Source organism: Pantoea sp. FN0302, from assembly GCF_050113775.1.
GTDB lineage: Bacteria > Pseudomonadota > Gammaproteobacteria > Enterobacterales > Enterobacteriaceae > Mixta > Mixta alhagi.
On record NZ_JBNJSM010000001.1, the window covers coordinates 672,390 to 688,586 of the forward strand.

Here is a 16,197-nt window from a genome sequence, read left to right on the forward strand (position 1 = left end):
AGGCGGGTAATTACGCATGAATGATGAAAAAAGGGGAAGCAGCTGCTTCCCCAAAGGAGGTTACCCTCTGTCCTCTATTTTAATCTTTTAATACTTTTACCGTATAACGGCCATCTTCCTGTCGGTAAGCGCCGTGAATGTCCGTTTCAAAGCCGGGATAGTGAGAACCGATTTCACACAGCAGCTGCAGGAATTCCAGCACCGGCAGTGTTTCATCAGTGATCATTTCACCCGGCATAATCAGCGGTACGCCCGGAGGATACGGAAGGATCATATTGGCGCTGACCCGACCCACCATCTCTTCCAGATACACTTCCTCGACTTCACCGTGCAGCTCTTTCTGGAAAGCCTGGTAAGGCGTTAATACCATCGCCGGCAAATTTTCAAAGGCGCGATACATCAGATCCGGCAGATTATGGCGCTGGATTAGCTGGTGAATATTCGCGGCCAGCTCCTGAATACGCATATCTTTATAGAAGTCTGGCGCTTCCCGCCACAGGGAAGGCAGGATATTTTTCACCCGCAGGTTGAGGTCAAAGGCGCGTTTGAAGTCGGTTAAGGCGCGCAGCAGGCTGAGCGCTTTGGTTTTATCGATACCGATGCTGAACAGGAACAGCAGGTTATACGGGCCGGTTTTCTCTACCACGATCCCCTGCTGGTCCAGGTATTTCGCTACAAGGCTGGCTGGAATACCAAAGTCGCTCATCTGACCATTTTTATCCATACCCGGCGTCAGGATGGTAACTTTGATCGGGTCAAGGTACATGTGGTCGTTATCGATATCTTTAAAGCCATGCCATGCGCTGTCTGAGCGCAGCGGCCAGCATTCCGCCTCGGCAATATGTTCCGGCTGCCACACATCATAGAACCAGCCTTCAGATTCCGCATTCAGGCGTTTGATCTCTTTACGGAAACGCAGTGCGCGCTCAATGGATTCGCCAATCAGACGTTTACCGGCGTTACCGCGCATCATCGCGGCGGCGGTTTCCGTAGAGGCCACGATGCCGTAGTGCGGCGAAGTGGTGGTATGCATCATATAGGCTTCGTTAAAGGTCTCCTCATTAACATCGCCTTTTACATGAATCATTGAGGCCTGAGAAAATGCTGCCAGCAGTTTATGGGTAGACTGCGTTTCATAAATCACTTTCCCTTCTACCCGACCGCCGCTCATACCGCTTTTGCCAGTATAAATAGGGTGGAAATTGGTATAAGGCACCCAGGCGGAGTCAAAATGAATCGATTTTACATCCAGCGTTTTCTTGATGTAGTCGGTGTTATACAGCAATCCATCGTATGTGGAATTGGTAATAACCGCATGTGTCGGCCAGCTGGCGTTCGGCGTCGCTTTAACACGTTTGGCGATAGTCTCATGCTGGAACTCACTTTGCGGGATGCCGCCGAGAATACCGTAAGCGTTGCGGGTTGGGCGGAAATAGATGGGCGTTACATCGCTCATCATCATCAGGTGAGTCAGTGATTTATGGCAGTTGCGATCAATCAGAATGGTGCTGCCCGCCGGGGCGGAGTACATACCAACAATTTTATTCGCGGTTGAAGTGCCGTTGGTCACCATGTAGCTGCGCTCAGCGTTGAACACGCGGGCAATATACTCTTCAGCTTCTTTATGCGGGCCGGTGTGGTCAAGCAGCGAACCCAGCTCCGAGACAGAAATTGAGATATCTGATTTCATGGTGTTCGCGCCATAGAAATCATAAAACAGGCTACCTACCGGGCTTTTCTGGAAAGCGGTACCGCCCATATGACCAGGCGTACAGAAGGTATATTTTCCTTCGCGCACATAGTTGAACAGGGCGCGGGTCAGCGGTGGCAGGATGGTATTAACATACTCATCGGTGCTCTGTTTGATTTTGTTAGCGATATCTTCCGCAGCACCAAGCGTATATTCAAAGAAACGTACCTGCATACGCAGATCGCTAAGGCTGACATCCAGCGATGAATGGGTATTAGCAAAAGCGTAAATCGGAAGATGCTCGTTGAGTTTATTAATCTCTTTGCACAGATCCAGACTGTATTTATCCCAGTCAAAAATGACGCCACACAGGCGGGCATTGTTTTCGATCAGTTTCAGCAAATCTTCGCGGTCGTTAGGGTAGACCAGTTTAAAATTAATGGCTTCCAGAGCGCGATGGAGTTCACGGATAGGTTCTTCTTTAAAGAAGGCACCCATGTGATTCATGATTGCAATAACGTTCATAAAGTTATCTCCAGGTGTAAGATGCCCTTCCCGAGCCGGTTAGCAGGAATGGAAGGGCAAATTTTGAATATCAGGAATGCGGAATCAGATGGTCGTGCGGGTTGTCGTCATGCGCATGCTGGCGGCGGTGCAGCTTACCGGCGTAAAACATCAGAATGATCAGGCTGACGATAAAGGTTCCGCTCAGTTCGAATGAGCCAGCGCCCATTAGCGCGATAAAGCAGAACAGGCAACCCATCACTGAGGCGATCAGGCTGAGAAGATTACGCAGCGTCACCCCTTCAAAACGAATCAAGTCAACGCAGGAGTAGAAGTAAGGCAGCATGGTCAACAGTACGGCGATGCCGGTGAGCTGAGCGAACAGGTCTGCAGCGCTGCTGCCGCCGGAACTTAACAGGGTAATAAGCACCATCAGGGCGGTCATTTTACAGCTGGCCAGCAGCAGGCCTTTTTTCGGTACGCCGTTTTTATCCAGTTCGCCATACACCGCCGGGAAGTTACCATCGTTGGCGGCGCGTACCCCGGCCTGGCCTACCAGCATCATCCAGGAACCGAGCGAGGTCAGACAAGCGAGGGTAGTAAAGGCAGATACCACCGGCGTCGCCCAGCTACCTAAAATGGTTGAAGCGCTGACGGCAAAAGGTGCGCCTGATGCAGCGATTTCACTGGCCGGATACATCCCGGAAATCACCTGGGTTGCAGCGATATAGATGATGCCGGCAATACCGGTTCCCAAAATGGTTGCCAGCGGCACGGTACGCTGCGGGTTTTTCACCATACCGGAGCTAACGGCAGCGGATTCGACGCCGACAAAGGCCCACAGGCACAGAAGAATACTGTTAATAACGGCATGTGTATCTGTGGTATTTGAGGTATTCCAGTTGGCATGATAAGTGGCAATATCAAACCAGTGCCATCCCACTACCGCCGTGAGCACCACCGGAATCAACACCATAAACAAACCAATGGTGGTTAAACGGCTTACCCAGCTTCCGCCCAGCATATTAACAAAAGTAAATAGCCAGACGGCGGCAATACAGGCAATGCCTGCCGGAACCGGATTATGCAATACCGGAAAGAAAGTTGATAAATAAGAGATAGCGGTAATGCCGATGGCTAAATTACCTATCCAGTTGGCATGGTAATAAAGAACCCCAGTCTGGAAACCAAAGGCTGGAGATAATTCTCCGGCGTAGGCAATAGGGCCGCCCTGCTGCGGGTTTTTTGTTGCCAGACGTGCATACACATAGGCAAGCGACATAGCACCCAGAAGTGATATTACCCACCCCCAGATAGCGATGCCGCCAATAGAGGCGAGGGTTGAGGGAAGTAAAGCAACACCACTCCCCATCATATTACCGGCTACAACACCGGTGCAGGCCAGAAGGCCAATTTTTTTTGCAGAGGCCATTATTTGTCTCCTGAATTAATTTTAAATAGCTCAGGTGAATAAGTGTTGCTGGCTTACCTGAACTGTTGACAGGAGATTAAGGGCAGGCCGAGGTAAATACATACGAAAGAAGTGAATTAAATATAAATATGCAGGGACAGAAATTTTACTTTTAACATGAAAAGTCATAGTAGGGTCAAGAAAAGATAAACATCCTTATTTTTCAATAAGTTGATTTGTTTTCCTTGAGTTAAGTGATGTTAAAAAATGCTATATTCAGGTTAAATTGAGAAGGGGTTTTTATGATGGCGAGAGGAGCCGATGAATAATTTTATCCATCGGCTGAATGAAATTTACTTTTCCTGGGTGAAATTGTTCAGGTAAGGGGCAACTTCCGCCAGTGAAGTCTGGAAAATAGTGTTCCTGATCCAGTATAAAATGTTATCGCCGGGACGGAGATTGAAGGCGGTAATATAAGCATCTGCGGCCAGTCTCTTTTGCCCCTGCATCTCATAGACCTTGCCCAGCAAAACATAATTAAGCCAGGACATCTCCAACTCAATGCTCTTGTTAATTTGCTGTGCTGCGAGATCTATTTTTCCGCGATTCAGTAGCGCGATGGTATTAATCTGAAAGTAAATAGCTTCATCTTTAATCTCTGGCAGCTTTTCCAGCTGAGAAATTTTTTGCTGTAATAGGGCTAACTGCGGATCGTCAAACGGTTGCCCGGTATGTCGTAAAATATCTACCAGCGCTTTTTCGGCCTGCGCAAAGAAATAGTCGGGATTACTGTTAATCAGCTCGTCCAGAATATCACTGGCCCGGGTCAGGGAATCAGGATCGCCTTTCAGTAATAAGCTATGCGCCTCATAATATTGCTGCAGCGCCTCACTCTGTTTTGGCAGCATGATATTCAGGCTCCGCTGCGTTTTTTCTGACCAGGGCTGTTGTAAAGCTTGCGAAAGGCTTTTCAGTAAATCGTGCTGGATCGCCAGTTGGTTATCGTGGGTAATAAAATAACGGCGATCGAGCATAACCGAGCTATCGGCATTATCTACCAGCCGTACCGCCATAAAGCACTGCTGTTCACGATAATGGCGCTGGTTGACGAATTCGATGGTTAAGATTTTGCCTGCGCTGGTGGGGCCCCGGTAGCGGTAGTCCGTCTGGTTATGCACCATATAGGTCGAGTAGGTATTAAAGAGATTGGTAATCTGATCGGCGATGCCCATCATATAGGTGCTCTGGCGCGTCCAGCTGGTACAGGTAGGGCGACCGCTAAACTGAATATCGATATCACGCGGGTTAATGATCCCTTTGCTGACAGAGGTTGGCGACGAGGTTGGCGAAGAGAATGGACCCACCACCAGCAACGCAACTCCGCAAGCCACAGAGAGGATAAATGCCAGCCATACCCAGATGCGATACGGTGAGCGCGCCTGGCTTCCGGAGGCAAGCGCTGGCGCAGATCGCTGTTCGGGCTGCGAAACGGCGGGAGGAGAGGCGCTGGCGTATGCAACGCTTTGCGGCTGAAGGGGTTCACCCTCGTTGAGTGAGGCGATCTCGCTTTCAGCGCTTAACCAGCTGACTGAGGCGGCCAAACGGTAGCCGCGCTTGGGCACGGTGACAATATACTCCGGGCTTTCCTCTTCTTCTTCATGCCTGAGACATTTACGTAGCTCAGAAATGCTTTGGGTCACCACATGGTTAGTTACGATGTTACGTTTCCAGACATTATCGATCAACTCATCGCGGCTTAACACTTCATCTGGATGCTGGGCAAAGTAAAGCAGCAGATCAACCAGTCGTGGCTCGAGCGTTAAGCTGTGTCCCGGACGATTTATTTGATTTATTGATGGCGAAACATGCCATTCACCAACAAGGAAATCGGGCTGTTGCATAGTAAAAACCGGCAGAGTAAAGCCTTATCTTAACACAGACCCGTTGCGCCCCGTTGCTAACCGTAGTGAGCGGCACGTTGGTCTGCGGCATGCTGCGTGAGCAAACCCACGTTAAGAAAAGAAAGCAGCTATCGCTTTTGGGAAAAGAGGGCAGGAAAGAAGCGTGCATCGATCAAGGGGCCCAGAGGCTGCTTAGCGAACCACAGCGTAAACCACAGATATAAAAAAACCTGACGGCGAGAGTATGCGGTCAGGCTTTTTTAACGTTCAACGAATGCCTTCTGTGTTAAAGCAGATAAAGCGCTCATTGAGCAAAAATATGGCTCCTCTGACTGGACTCGAACCAGTGACATACGGATTAACAGTCCGCCGTTCTACCGACTGAACTACAGAGGAATCGGTTAAGTGGCGCGAATATTACCGTTAGCTTACCGCACTGTCAACAGCAAAAAAACTATTACTATTCAGTTGGCTAGCTTTAAAGCAATTCTTGCCGGTACCTCGCTTTATCCGGTTACCACTACAGGCTGCAGACGAGCCTGCGGGTCCTGGCGGTAAAAATGGGTCATACGCTGATAAAAGGCAGGAAAACGCTGCGCCAAAAGCTCAGGCGCGCTGAAGAAATATTCCGACAGCACGGCAAAGCACTCTGCGGGATCGGAAGCAGCATAGGCATCAATGCTGGCGGCGCTTTCACCAACCAGATCGATCTCTTCCTGAATCGATTCCATCGCCGCATGCAGATCCTGCTCCCAGGGGGCCACTTCGCGTAGCGGAATAGGTGGTACGCCGTTGGTAAAGCCGCTGCCGCGCGCATCCAGCTTATGCGCGACCTCATGAATAATCAGGTTGAATCCGCTCAGATCGAACGAATCCTGAATATCGAGCCAGTTCAGAATAATCGGTCCCTGTTGCCAGCTCTGTCCCGACTGCACGCTGCGATCGTTGTGAACCAGCCCATCCTCATCCTGCCAGCTCTCTTCTGACACAAAAGGAGCGGGATAGATTAACACTTCATGAAATCCATCCAGCCACTCCAGCCCCAGCTTTAATACTGGCAGGCAAAATAGCAGGGCGATACGCGCGCTGTGCAATGCATCCAGCTGCAGCTCGGCCAACGGAACGAGCCGCTTTTGATGCAAAAAGCGTTGCGCCAGCTGAATCAGCGCTTGCTCTTCATCAGGATGTAATGAAGCAAAGATCGGCACCGCCAGCGCCTGTTCCCAGGGAAGAGGCGTCGGTAAGACCTTTTCTTTCCATGGCCATTTGATCATCGCAATATTCACTCTGCGCAACGTTATTCACGGCGTACCATGCCGCAGCATGACGTTTCACGCAACCGCTGAACGCGCTAAAGCGGCGCAACGTCACAGCCTGACTGCTCAGGCACGGCGAAACTCAATCACCCAAACCCACGGGTTGACCTCCCAGCTGGTGCCGCCGTACTGTTTTTCCCACGCTTTACGATAAGCCTCTTTCGGTGCGATAGATTCGCTGTTCATCGTAAAAAAGTGGTTTAAAAAGTGTGAGTCGGTTTGCACGCCTTCCGCCATCACGTCGTCATCGCTGATATCCTGGATGCGCTCAGCACGCACGTTGGTAATCAACAAATCGATACGGCTGGCCCAACGGGGCATATGGATCCCGGTCTGCCAGCCAAAGGTTTCGCTTTCCTGATCGTGCTGCAGGCCCAGTTCCCTGCTGTCGGCGCGATACTGACAATATTTTGCCTGACGAAAACTGCCCGGCGACCGTTCATACGCCTGTAGCTGTTCTGCTGGCACTATCGGGCCACGCCAGGTTTCACGTACCCAGAGCCGATCGCCCGGCTGGCCGTAAGGGCACTGATAACTCAGGTTAGCCATACTCATCATTTTTTTGCCGTGCAAGTAGTTACCTGTTACATCAACAACGTAGCAACCTTCATGATTATCTTGTCCCGGGCCGAAAGGCTGAGACTTCATAATTCGCCGGGTTTGAGTTTGCTGGCCAGCCAACAGAGCGCGTACACGTTGTTCAGAGAACAGAATTGGCCTTTCTTTCATGTCTACCTCGTTGTTCTTCTTTTCTTAACTTCCCGGTAATGCTGTTTGGAACAGACAATAGGATAAATCCTAACATTACTGATGATAAAAGGGGCGTTCATTTCAATATTTATTCATGAGAACATCTTATGAAATGGGCCGCTTTACTGCAAAAGGTCTGTTTGCCCGGATAGCGTCTGGAAACATTACCGAGTGTGTTGAAAGATATTCGCGTCTCATTGATTTATTGTATATTTTTACAGTGTCTTAACCGCCAGTAAAGCAATTAGCCATTCTTTCATGGAATGAGTTTGGCTTAAGCGATGACCGCTTCAATATGGCACAAGCTGGTCGGACATGCAGTAGGCTTGTTGTCTGATTTATTGCTAAATCATTAACGTTTATAATATTTAAAGATTTATTTTTGCCAGATGAAACGTGATGACTGTTGCAATTGTGTTGTTATTTTGTAATGGGAGCACTATAACTTGATGTAGATCGCATTTTAAAAAGTGGCTTTACATGAATTGCAATGCTGGCCTGCATCATCAGGCTGTCATATAAGAACGGTATATCCGCAGAAGGAGCAGGCTGCTCCTGTTCCCGCATACTGTCCTGCCATTTGCACCTCTGCTTATAATAAAAAGGAGAAGATGATGTCTTTGACTCTCTGGCAATCCCGCTTTGAAAACTGGCTGCATGCCAGCTGGCCGCAGGACGATAAAGCTCATGATATTGCGCATCTGCGGCGTGTCTGGCAAAGCGCACAGCGCATTATGCAGGGCACTGACGCCGATCCGCTGGTGGTAATGACCGCCTGTTATTTTCACGATGTGGTGAATTTGCCGAAAAATCATCCGCAGCGGCATCTGGCATCCAGCAAGGCGGCAGTAGAAACCCGCCGTATCCTGAATGAAGATTTTCCTGATTTCCCCGTTGAGCTGCATAACCCTGTTGCACATGCGGTGCAGGCGCACAGTTTCAGCGCCGGTATCAAACCGGAAACGCTGGAAGCGCGCATCGTTCAGGATGCGGATCGGCTGGAGTCATTAGGCGCGATTGGCCTGGCGCGGGTATTTTATACCTCCGGCGCATTAGGCCGGGCGCTGTTTGACAGCGAAGATCCTCTGGGGCGCGATCGTCAACTGGACGACACCAGCTGGACTCTGGATCATTTCCAAAAGAAACTGCTGCGGCTGCCCGATACCATGCAAACCGCAGAGGGCAAGCGGCTGGCCCGACACAACGTTGCCTTTCTGGTGACCTATATGGCCAAGCTGTGCGCAGAGCTACAGGGAGACCTGGTTTCGCTGGATGAATCCGTGTTGCGTGACTTCACTCCGGCGTTGGGCGAATATTAAATTTTTGTGACAGTCTGTTAAATTCCCGGCTGTTCAGCTACGTTGACCCAAACAACCAGGAGAAATGGTATGACTGACACGGTTAGCTTAACTATTAAAATTGATCCGAACCTAAAAGAAACCTTGAAAACGCTGGCGCTGGAAAACCAGCTGTCGCTGAGCCAGGAAGTGAGCCAGCGCTTACAGGCCAGCTTATTGACCCAGCCGCATCCGGCAATTGATAACCAGCATACCCAGGAAATTGATGCTCAGGAAACGGCAGGGCAGGAAGAAGAGGACGCGCCACAGCTAACCAGCAGCGAGCTGAAACAAATTCGCACGCTGCTGAAAAAAAGCAAAAAGAAGAAATAACTACAGACTGAACTGGCGCACGCTGGCAGAAAGACGCTGCGCCTGTTCGATCAAAATTTGAGAGGCGCTGGCGCTTTGTTGCGACAGCGCTTCATTTTGTTCTACCTGTTGCGCCATTCTTGAAATCTCCGCCGCAATCTTACCAACGCGCTCGCTTTGTGCCGTCGCATTCTGTTCCAGCTCCGCCAGCAGTACCACAACCCCGGATACTTCCTTACGAATCTGATCGTAGAGCGCTTCCAGCGCCTGCACGCGTTCAGAGCCGGTTGAGATATGCTGATGCGTATGTTGGATCCGCCGATCGATTTCACGCGTGGAATGACTGCTCTGATTCGAGAGCAAGCCAATCTCTTTCGCGACGATGGAAAAACCGCGACCATACGCGCCGGCATGGGCCGATTCAATGGCGGCGTTCAGCGCCAGCATCCGCGTCTGGAGCGATAACCCTTCCAGCAGACTGACAATGCCTGAAATTTCACCTGAAGCCAGCACGATATCGCGCATGTGCGTATCCACCTGACTCACCATTTCGCCGCAGCGCTGGGTCAGCGTATCGGTGTGTTGCACCTGTCGGGTAGCGTGTTGGGTAAAGCGGCTGCTGCTTTCTACTTCCTCCGCCATACGTGTCAGACGCGCAGAGATATGGGCAAAGGCGCTGCTCTGTTGCTGATTACTGTTATTCAGCGTATCGCTGTGCTGTACGATCCCTTCGGCGCTCTGCATAACCGCATCGGCAATGCCGTTTATCTCGCTGACAATATGCTGCAAACCCTGCTGCATTTGCCGCATGGCCTGCCACAAACGTTGCATCTCATGCGATTGTCGCCCCGACTCCGATAAGGGCTGCGTCAGATTACCGGTGGCAATATGCTTCAGCTCGATGGTAGCCTGGGTCAGCGGTTGCAGAACGCCGCGCAGCAACAGCCCTCCCGCCACCACCAGCATCGCTAACAAAAGCAGAGAAAAGAACAAGAGCAGATTGCGGCTGTCGGTCAGCGAACGCAGCGTGGTCTGATTGGTGGCGCTGGCCTGCCGATCGGCCTGGGCCAGGGTGGCGCGCCACGCCTCGCTAAACTGCTGCTGAAAAGCCTCCATCGGCACCATAAAAAAACCGTCGATACTGTTATCGCTCAGGCTTTTTAACTGCTCCTGCAGACCGCTTGCCAGCTGATGAAAACTTTGCGCCAGCGGGCTATCAGGCGGTGCGCCGTAACGGGTAAAGGCTTGCTGCGCCTGGGTAAGGGCCTCTGCTGCGCTGGCTGCCAGTGGTTTCCAGCTATCCACCGATCCGGTCTCCTTGTCCTGCATAAACCAGATGCCGGCACGATGGCTGTTATCGCTGGCCGTCAGCAGCGCAACGCGGGCATTTTCCAGCAGCGCCTGGCGTTGATGCAGCTGCTGCGCGATTTCTACTGAAGTATGGGTATGGCTGACAGAGCGGGTCAGGATCAGTACGCTGGCGCACTGAAGCAGGCAGAACAGACCCAAGAAAAGCCAGAATGCCGCGCTAAGGCTGAATAAAAACTCAGGCAAACGAAAACGTAAAGGGCGCACCAGGCGCAGCGGAAGCACTGAAAGTAGCGACATAATCCTTTCCATAAAAATAAAAAGGAGTATTGGCGCGACTGATGTCAATTTTGTGACAGCGGCAGCGCCAGGAGTAGTTTTAGTAGTTCTGCTGGTATTAAGACAAATCTGAGGAGAATAGCGCGGCGTTAGCTTTCATCATCACCGTAATAGACCACGCCCAGCTTGATTAATGGACGGCCCTGCGATTTACGATGCAAATTGCTGTCGCGCAGCGAGTAAACGCAGCCGCAATATTCCTGCTGATAAAAACGTTCGCGCTTGCTGATTTCTATCATTCGCGCCGAGCCGCCTTTTTTACGCCAGTTGTAGTCCCAGTAAGTCATACCCTGATAAGGGGCCGCCGCACGCTCTCCGCAGTCGTTGATTTGCTGCATATTCTTCCAGCGGGAAATGCCCAATGAGCTGGAAATGACCGGGAAGCCATGCTCCCAGGCATACAGCGCGGTGCGTTCAAAACGCATATCAAAGCACATGGTGCAGCGCACACCACGTTCCGGCTCCCATTCCATGCCTTTGGCACGCTCAAACCAGTTATCGGTGTCGTAATCGGCATCGACAAAAGGCACGCCATGTTTTTCCGCAAAGCGGATATTTTCCTCTTTGCGCAGCAGATACTCTTTCTGCGGATGAATATTGGGATTGTAAAAGAAAATGGTGTAATCGATGCCGGAAGCGTGTAGCGCTTCCATCACTTCGCCGGAGCAGGGCGCGCAGCAGGAGTGTAATAAAAGCTTGTTAGCGCCGTTGGGTAATGACAGCTGCGGTCGTTCAGTTTCGCTCATTTCAGCTCTCCTGATGTTTTATTGCGGCCAGTTTAGGGGCCAGGCGCTGTGTTGTCACCCCGAAGGGGTTTAAAAAGCAATAATGCTAATCAATGGAGCGCTGGGTCAAACAGGTGATACACTTGCGGCACTTTTTCCTAAAACAGCAGAGTTATGAGCGAATTTGACCAGGTAGCGCTTCAGCTGGCTCAGCAGGCGCAGGCCGACGAACAGCGGAAACGAATGGAAGATAGTCAGTTGCTGCTGCAGGTGCTGGAGGTTTACGATCGAAAAACCGTAGCGACCTGTCTGCGTCAGCTAAATCAACATGAATGGACGCGCGAATCGCTCAGCCGCTGGCTGGCTGGTAAGAGCAGCCAGCGTGCGCTTACTGCGGCAGAAGTGGCTCTGTTGCAGCAGATGCTGCCAGCGCCGCCTGCGCATCATCCCAACTACGCGTTTCGTTTTATCGATCTGTTTGCCGGTATCGGCGGCATTCGCAGCGGCTTTGAAGCCATTGGCGGGCAGTGCGTATTTACCAGCGAGTGGAATAAACATGCGGTGCGCACCTATAAAGCCAACTGGTATTGCGATGAACAGCAGCATCGCTTTAATCAGGATATTCGGGATGTCACGCTAAGCCAGCACGCCGATGTTGATGAGCAAACGGCGTGGGAGCATATCAATCAGCAGATCCCCGATCATGACGTGCTGCTGGCGGGTTTTCCCTGTCAGCCGTTTTCGCTGGCGGGCGTATCAAAGAAAAATGCTCTGGGACGTGCGCACGGCTTTGCCTGTGAGGCTCAGGGCACGCTGTTTTTCGACGTTGCGCGCATTATCGCCGCCAAAAAGCCGGCGATTTTCGTGCTGGAAAATGTGAAAAACCTGAAAAGCCATGACCAGGGCAAAACTTTCCGCATCATTATGCAGACGCTGGATGAGCTGGGTTATGAGGTAGCGGATGCCGACGCGCCGCCGGGGCCGGACCCGAAAATTATCGATGGTCAGCATTTTCTGCCGCAGCACCGTGAACGTATCGTGCTGGTGGGCTTTCGCCGTGAGCTGGGATTAAAGCCGGGCTTCACCCTGCGCGATATTTCCCGTTTTTGGCCGCAGCAGCGGCGTACGCTGGCAGAGCTGCTGGAGCCGCAGGTAGATGAGAAATATATTCTGACGCCGACGCTGTGGAAATATCTCTATAACTACGCGCGCAAACATCAGGCGAAGGGCAACGGTTTCGGCTTTGGCCTGTTCGATCCCGCCAGTACGCAGGGTGTGGTGCGTACGCTTTCGGCACGCTATTACAAAGATGGCTCGGAAATTCTTATCGATCGCGGCTGGGATCGCGCGCTTGGCGAAAAAGAGTTTGATAACCCGGAGAACCAGCAGCGTCGTCCACGGCGTCTGACGCCGCGCGAGTGCGCACGCCTCATGGGTTTTGAAACGCCCGGCGGCAAGAAATTCCGTATTCCGGTATCGGATACTCAAGCCTATCGTCAGTTTGGTAATTCAGTTATCGTGCCGGTGTTCGCAGCGGTAGCAAAACTGCTGCAGCCGTGGATAGCGGAAGCGGTCAGTAAACGCTGACGCAAGCCGCGGATGCCTGCTAAAGCGCCTGCCGCTGGAGCAGGCGGGCGGCTGCTGGCTTAGCCCGGTAACAGCTCATAGCTGATACGCACGCCGTTTTTTACCTTGATTTTACGCAGCGTCAGCTCACCAATCGCTCCGCTATGGGGAACGTGCGTGCCGCCACAGGCAAAAGGACGATAGTTGCCAATGGTTACGATGCGGATCTGCGGCTGCTGGGGGATTTTTTCCGCCAGTTCCGGACGCAGGGTGGCGATATCGTTAAAGTTGCTTTCAGTAACAGCGATCGGCAAAGCGGCGGCCAGCGCTGCGTTTATCTGTTGCTGCGCCTGCTGTAAAAAAGTTTGCGCATCCTGATGCAGTTCTCCCTGAAATTCAACGTAAGCGCCGGGTAAAAAGTGATGGCCTTTATCGGGAATTAAATCGGGCTGCATTGTTTCAACCACGTGGGAAATGAGATGACCTGCGCTGTGCGAACGCGAAGCCAGTAGGCGAAATTCAGCATCAATAGCCAGCGTTACCGATTCACCCGCTCTCGGCGCGCCAGGTAGTGCCGCAATATAATGACGCACGCTGCCGTCACGCATCAGCGCCAACGGTGAATCATACGATTGCCCGCCCAATGTCAGCGTGCCGCGATCGGACATTTGTCCACCGCCCTGCGGATAAAATGGCGTGCGGTCGGTCGCGAGCCAGGTACCTTTTTCATCTGTTCCCCAGGCGATAAGCTGCGCTTCGCAACGTGTGGCTGCAGGTTCGGTACGATAAAGCAGGTCAGTCATGAAAGCTCCCGATAATCAGCTATGAAGAATATATCTTGCCATTTCGCATGTATGCTGGCTTGTAAATTATTGCAGTACGCAGGCGGTTTGCTGGTTTTTGCCATCGGCGCATACACTGTTTATAAAGCAAAAAGGAGAACATTATGGCTGATGTGCATTCGGCTGCTGTGCGCAGCAAGAATATGCGCGCAATCCGCACGCGTGATACTGCTATTGAACAACGTCTGGGCGCATTGCTGACGGATCGCGGTTTTCAGTTTCGTGTACAGGATAAAAATCTGGCCGGGCGGCCCGATTTTGTGCTGGATGAGGCGCGAGCGATAATTTTTGTGCATGGCTGCTTCTGGCACCATCATCACTGTTATCTTTTCAAGGTGCCCTCTACCCGCACCGCTTTCTGGATGGGGAAAATCGGCAGTAATGTCGAGCGTGACCGACGCCATATTGCGCAATTAACGCAGCAGCAGTGGAAGGTGTTAGTGGTATGGGAATGCGCGCTGCGCGGAAAGCTAAAACTGGATGATGAGGCGATGGTGAGTCGCCTTGAAGAGTGGATCCTGGCCAGCGACAGCAATGCCGCGATCGATCATCAGGGAATGCATCCGCTGATGCTGGCAGCTGGGCCGGATCGTGCTGCCCCTGGCTTTCCAGCGCCGGGGGCAAGCTAAAGCCAGAGGTTTACTGAGCGTTCTGGGAGACGGTAATCTTAATTTCTTCCATACTGGCGGCAGTTTGCTGCAAAGAGGCGGCTTGTGACTCGGTGCGCGAGGACAAATCATCATTTCCGACCGCGATGTTATTTGTGTTTTGCTCGATATGGGCAGCAGAACGTTGCACCGATGAGATCATAGCGATCAAAGCATTTTTCATCTTATTCATTTCGGCGAAAAGCAACCCGAACTCATTTTTGTCTTCACAGGGAACAGGCACCAGCAAGTTACCCTTGCCGATCTCAGCAAATATGAGCGATGACTGATGCAGTTTATAGAGAAGGTTATTTCTTACCCAGCGCCACGTTGTCACAGAGATAATAATGATGACAATAAACACGGCGCTTGAAAAAATCACAATTTTATTTTTATATTCACGCGCCAGGCTGGCGTACAGTTTGTTTTCTTCCTCCTCTTGCAGTAGGACATTATTCACATGTTCGCTTAAATCGGCCAGTATACTGGAGGTAGAGGTCGTGGCGCTGCTGCCATCAAGAAGCTGCTGCAACAAGGAACTATAGATCCTCACCAGTTCGTGAGTAAATTTGATAATCTCTTCCACATCCTGATCCTGCCTGAACGCTTCCAATTTTTTCACCGCAGTTTTGATATCTTTAATCCGGCGTTTAGAGGAGTCAACGTAGCGCTGCGTCAATGGATCTTTACGCCATATATCCGCATCCAGCGCATTTATATCAGCACGCGTCATGGCAATTTTATATCTGATTTCATTCAGAATCAGATATTTTTGGCTGGAGACTTTCGACTGTTCAAAGTTATATTCGGAACTTAATCCGATATTAATGACGTAAGCGATAAAAAAGTAATAACAATAAAAGTAAGCATTATTAAACTGTTCGCGGCGGTCACAATCCTGATGTTGCGCATAAAATTCCTTGTCCATTTTATTTTGTTATTAATAGAATCGGTATAAACAAAAAAACTAAAAAAATATAAAGTGCTGTAATGTTGAATTATTTAGCCAGCGGCCAGAAAGCACCTGGTTGATAATCAGGTTCCGTAAGCAAACCTGTCAAATAGAGATTATGCTCATTTCAGTGATCATTGCCGCTAAGGGCTAACCCCGTTCTAAGAGGCTCCGCAGTCAGTGGCAGCGCCTTAGATCGGGCGCTATTTTTTAAGCAATCATTATCAGGGCCTAAAGTGATCTGGCGCAAAGTTTGCCAAAACAGGCCATAATTGGTTAGATCGTTGTTTTAGCCTAACCGGTCCGGGAGGACAGTATGTCCAGCATTAAACTTACGGTACGGCGACTCTATAAGCTGCAAGGAGAGCGCATGGTTAATACGCGCGCAACGGCGCGCGTTTATGTTGGGGAAACCCTGGTCGCCACGGAAGAGATTACTGGCATGACGGAAAGTTCGGTCAGCAAATATTTGCACCACCAGGCCGGTAATGGACCGTTACGCGTTGAGTGGGACTGTGAAGGCATTGCCGATATGGCGGTCAGCGAGATACAGGCTTGTCCCTGTTGTCAGCATAATGAACTGTAAAAAAGGAAACT

Annotated in this window: 14 protein-coding genes and 1 tRNA gene; 5 read left to right on the forward strand and 10 right to left on the reverse strand. The window is 51.0% G+C overall.

The features are described 5' to 3' along the window. Positions 1 to 79 precede the first annotated feature (79 nt). The 6 genes from ACQE32_RS03025 to ACQE32_RS03050 all read right to left on the reverse strand — a co-directional run bounded on the left by ACQE32_RS03025 (position 80) and on the right by ACQE32_RS03050 (position 7,551). Positions 80 to 2,215, reverse strand: coding sequence for a lysine decarboxylase CadA (locus ACQE32_RS03025; RefSeq protein ID WP_426980843.1), 2,136 nt, complete (start codon positions 2,213 to 2,215; stop codon positions 80 to 82). A gap of 70 nt (positions 2,216 to 2,285) precedes the next feature. After that, a complete protein-coding gene (cadB, locus tag ACQE32_RS03030; RefSeq protein ID WP_427021327.1) occupies positions 2,286 to 3,626 on the reverse strand; it encodes a cadaverine/lysine antiporter in 1,341 nt (446 codons plus the stop codon). A 332-nt stretch (positions 3,627 to 3,958) separates the two neighbouring features. Beyond that, entirely contained in the window at positions 3,959 to 5,506 is a 1,548-nt protein-coding gene (gene cadC / locus ACQE32_RS03035; protein ID WP_427021328.1) for a lysine decarboxylation/transport transcriptional activator CadC, read from the reverse strand. 320 nt (positions 5,507 to 5,826) lie between these two features. Next, a tRNA-Asn gene (locus ACQE32_RS03040) sits at positions 5,827 to 5,902 on the reverse strand. A 110-nt stretch (positions 5,903 to 6,012) separates the two neighbouring features. Further along, positions 6,013 to 6,780 carry a DgsA anti-repressor MtfA gene (gene mtfA / locus ACQE32_RS03045; protein WP_426972118.1) on the reverse strand — a complete coding sequence of 256 codons (768 nt, stop codon included), beginning with the start codon at positions 6,778 to 6,780 and terminating at the stop codon, positions 6,013 to 6,015. 108 nt (positions 6,781 to 6,888) lie between these two features. Continuing rightward, the gene (locus ACQE32_RS03050; protein WP_250650238.1) at positions 6,889 to 7,551 is read right to left on the reverse strand and encodes a hypothetical protein; all 663 of its coding nucleotides are present in this window, start codon (positions 7,549 to 7,551) and stop codon (positions 6,889 to 6,891) included. Positions 7,552 to 8,186: 635 nt separating this feature from the next. On the opposite strand from ACQE32_RS03050, the gene ACQE32_RS03055 reads away from it, so the two are divergent. Together ACQE32_RS03055 and ACQE32_RS03060 are read left to right on the forward strand one after the other, a co-directional pair. Next, the gene (locus ACQE32_RS03055) at positions 8,187 to 8,891 is read left to right on the forward strand and encodes a phosphohydrolase (protein WP_426972119.1); all 705 of its coding nucleotides are present in this window, start codon (positions 8,187 to 8,189) and stop codon (positions 8,889 to 8,891) included. Positions 8,892 to 8,960: 69 nt separating this feature from the next. After that, the gene (locus ACQE32_RS03060; RefSeq protein WP_426972120.1) at positions 8,961 to 9,242 is read left to right on the forward strand and encodes a hypothetical protein; all 282 of its coding nucleotides are present in this window, start codon (positions 8,961 to 8,963) and stop codon (positions 9,240 to 9,242) included. Here ACQE32_RS03060 and ACQE32_RS03065 read toward each other — a convergent pair whose 3' ends face one another. Together ACQE32_RS03065 and ACQE32_RS03070 are read right to left on the reverse strand one after the other, a co-directional pair. Beyond that, on the reverse strand, positions 9,243 to 10,829 hold the full coding sequence (locus tag ACQE32_RS03065; RefSeq protein ID WP_426972121.1) for a methyl-accepting chemotaxis protein: 1,587 nt from the start codon (positions 10,827 to 10,829) through the stop codon (positions 9,243 to 9,245). It abuts the gene before it with no gap. Positions 10,830 to 10,957: 128 nt separating this feature from the next. After that, a complete protein-coding gene (locus ACQE32_RS03070) occupies positions 10,958 to 11,614 on the reverse strand; it encodes an epoxyqueuosine reductase QueH (RefSeq protein WP_426972122.1) in 657 nt (218 codons plus the stop codon). Positions 11,615 to 11,767: 153 nt separating this feature from the next. Here ACQE32_RS03070 and ACQE32_RS03075 point away from each other — a divergent pair, with 153 nt between their 5' ends. Beyond that, a complete protein-coding gene (locus tag ACQE32_RS03075) occupies positions 11,768 to 13,180 on the forward strand; it encodes a DNA cytosine methyltransferase (protein WP_427021329.1) in 1,413 nt (470 codons plus the stop codon). Positions 13,181 to 13,239: 59 nt separating this feature from the next. Here the strand turns inward: ACQE32_RS03075 and ACQE32_RS03080 are convergent, their stop codons facing one another. Beyond that, positions 13,240 to 13,962 (reverse strand): hypothetical protein, encoded by a 723-nt coding sequence (locus ACQE32_RS03080; protein WP_427021330.1) that lies wholly within the window; start codon positions 13,960 to 13,962, stop codon positions 13,240 to 13,242. 143 nt (positions 13,963 to 14,105) lie between these two features. Between ACQE32_RS03080 and ACQE32_RS03085 the strand changes: the two genes are divergently transcribed. After that, positions 14,106 to 14,630, forward strand: coding sequence for a very short patch repair endonuclease (locus ACQE32_RS03085; RefSeq protein ID WP_426972125.1), 525 nt, complete (start codon positions 14,106 to 14,108; stop codon positions 14,628 to 14,630). Positions 14,631 to 14,640: 10 nt separating this feature from the next. On the opposite strand, the gene ACQE32_RS03090 is transcribed toward ACQE32_RS03085, so the two are convergent. Beyond that, a complete protein-coding gene (locus ACQE32_RS03090) occupies positions 14,641 to 15,576 on the reverse strand; it encodes a hypothetical protein (RefSeq protein ID WP_427021331.1) in 936 nt (311 codons plus the stop codon). A 340-nt stretch (positions 15,577 to 15,916) separates the two neighbouring features. Here ACQE32_RS03090 and ACQE32_RS03095 point away from each other — a divergent pair, with 340 nt between their 5' ends. Continuing rightward, a complete protein-coding gene (locus ACQE32_RS03095) occupies positions 15,917 to 16,186 on the forward strand; it encodes a hypothetical protein (RefSeq protein ID WP_085071279.1) in 270 nt (89 codons plus the stop codon). The last annotated feature ends 11 nt before the right edge of the window (positions 16,187 to 16,197 follow it).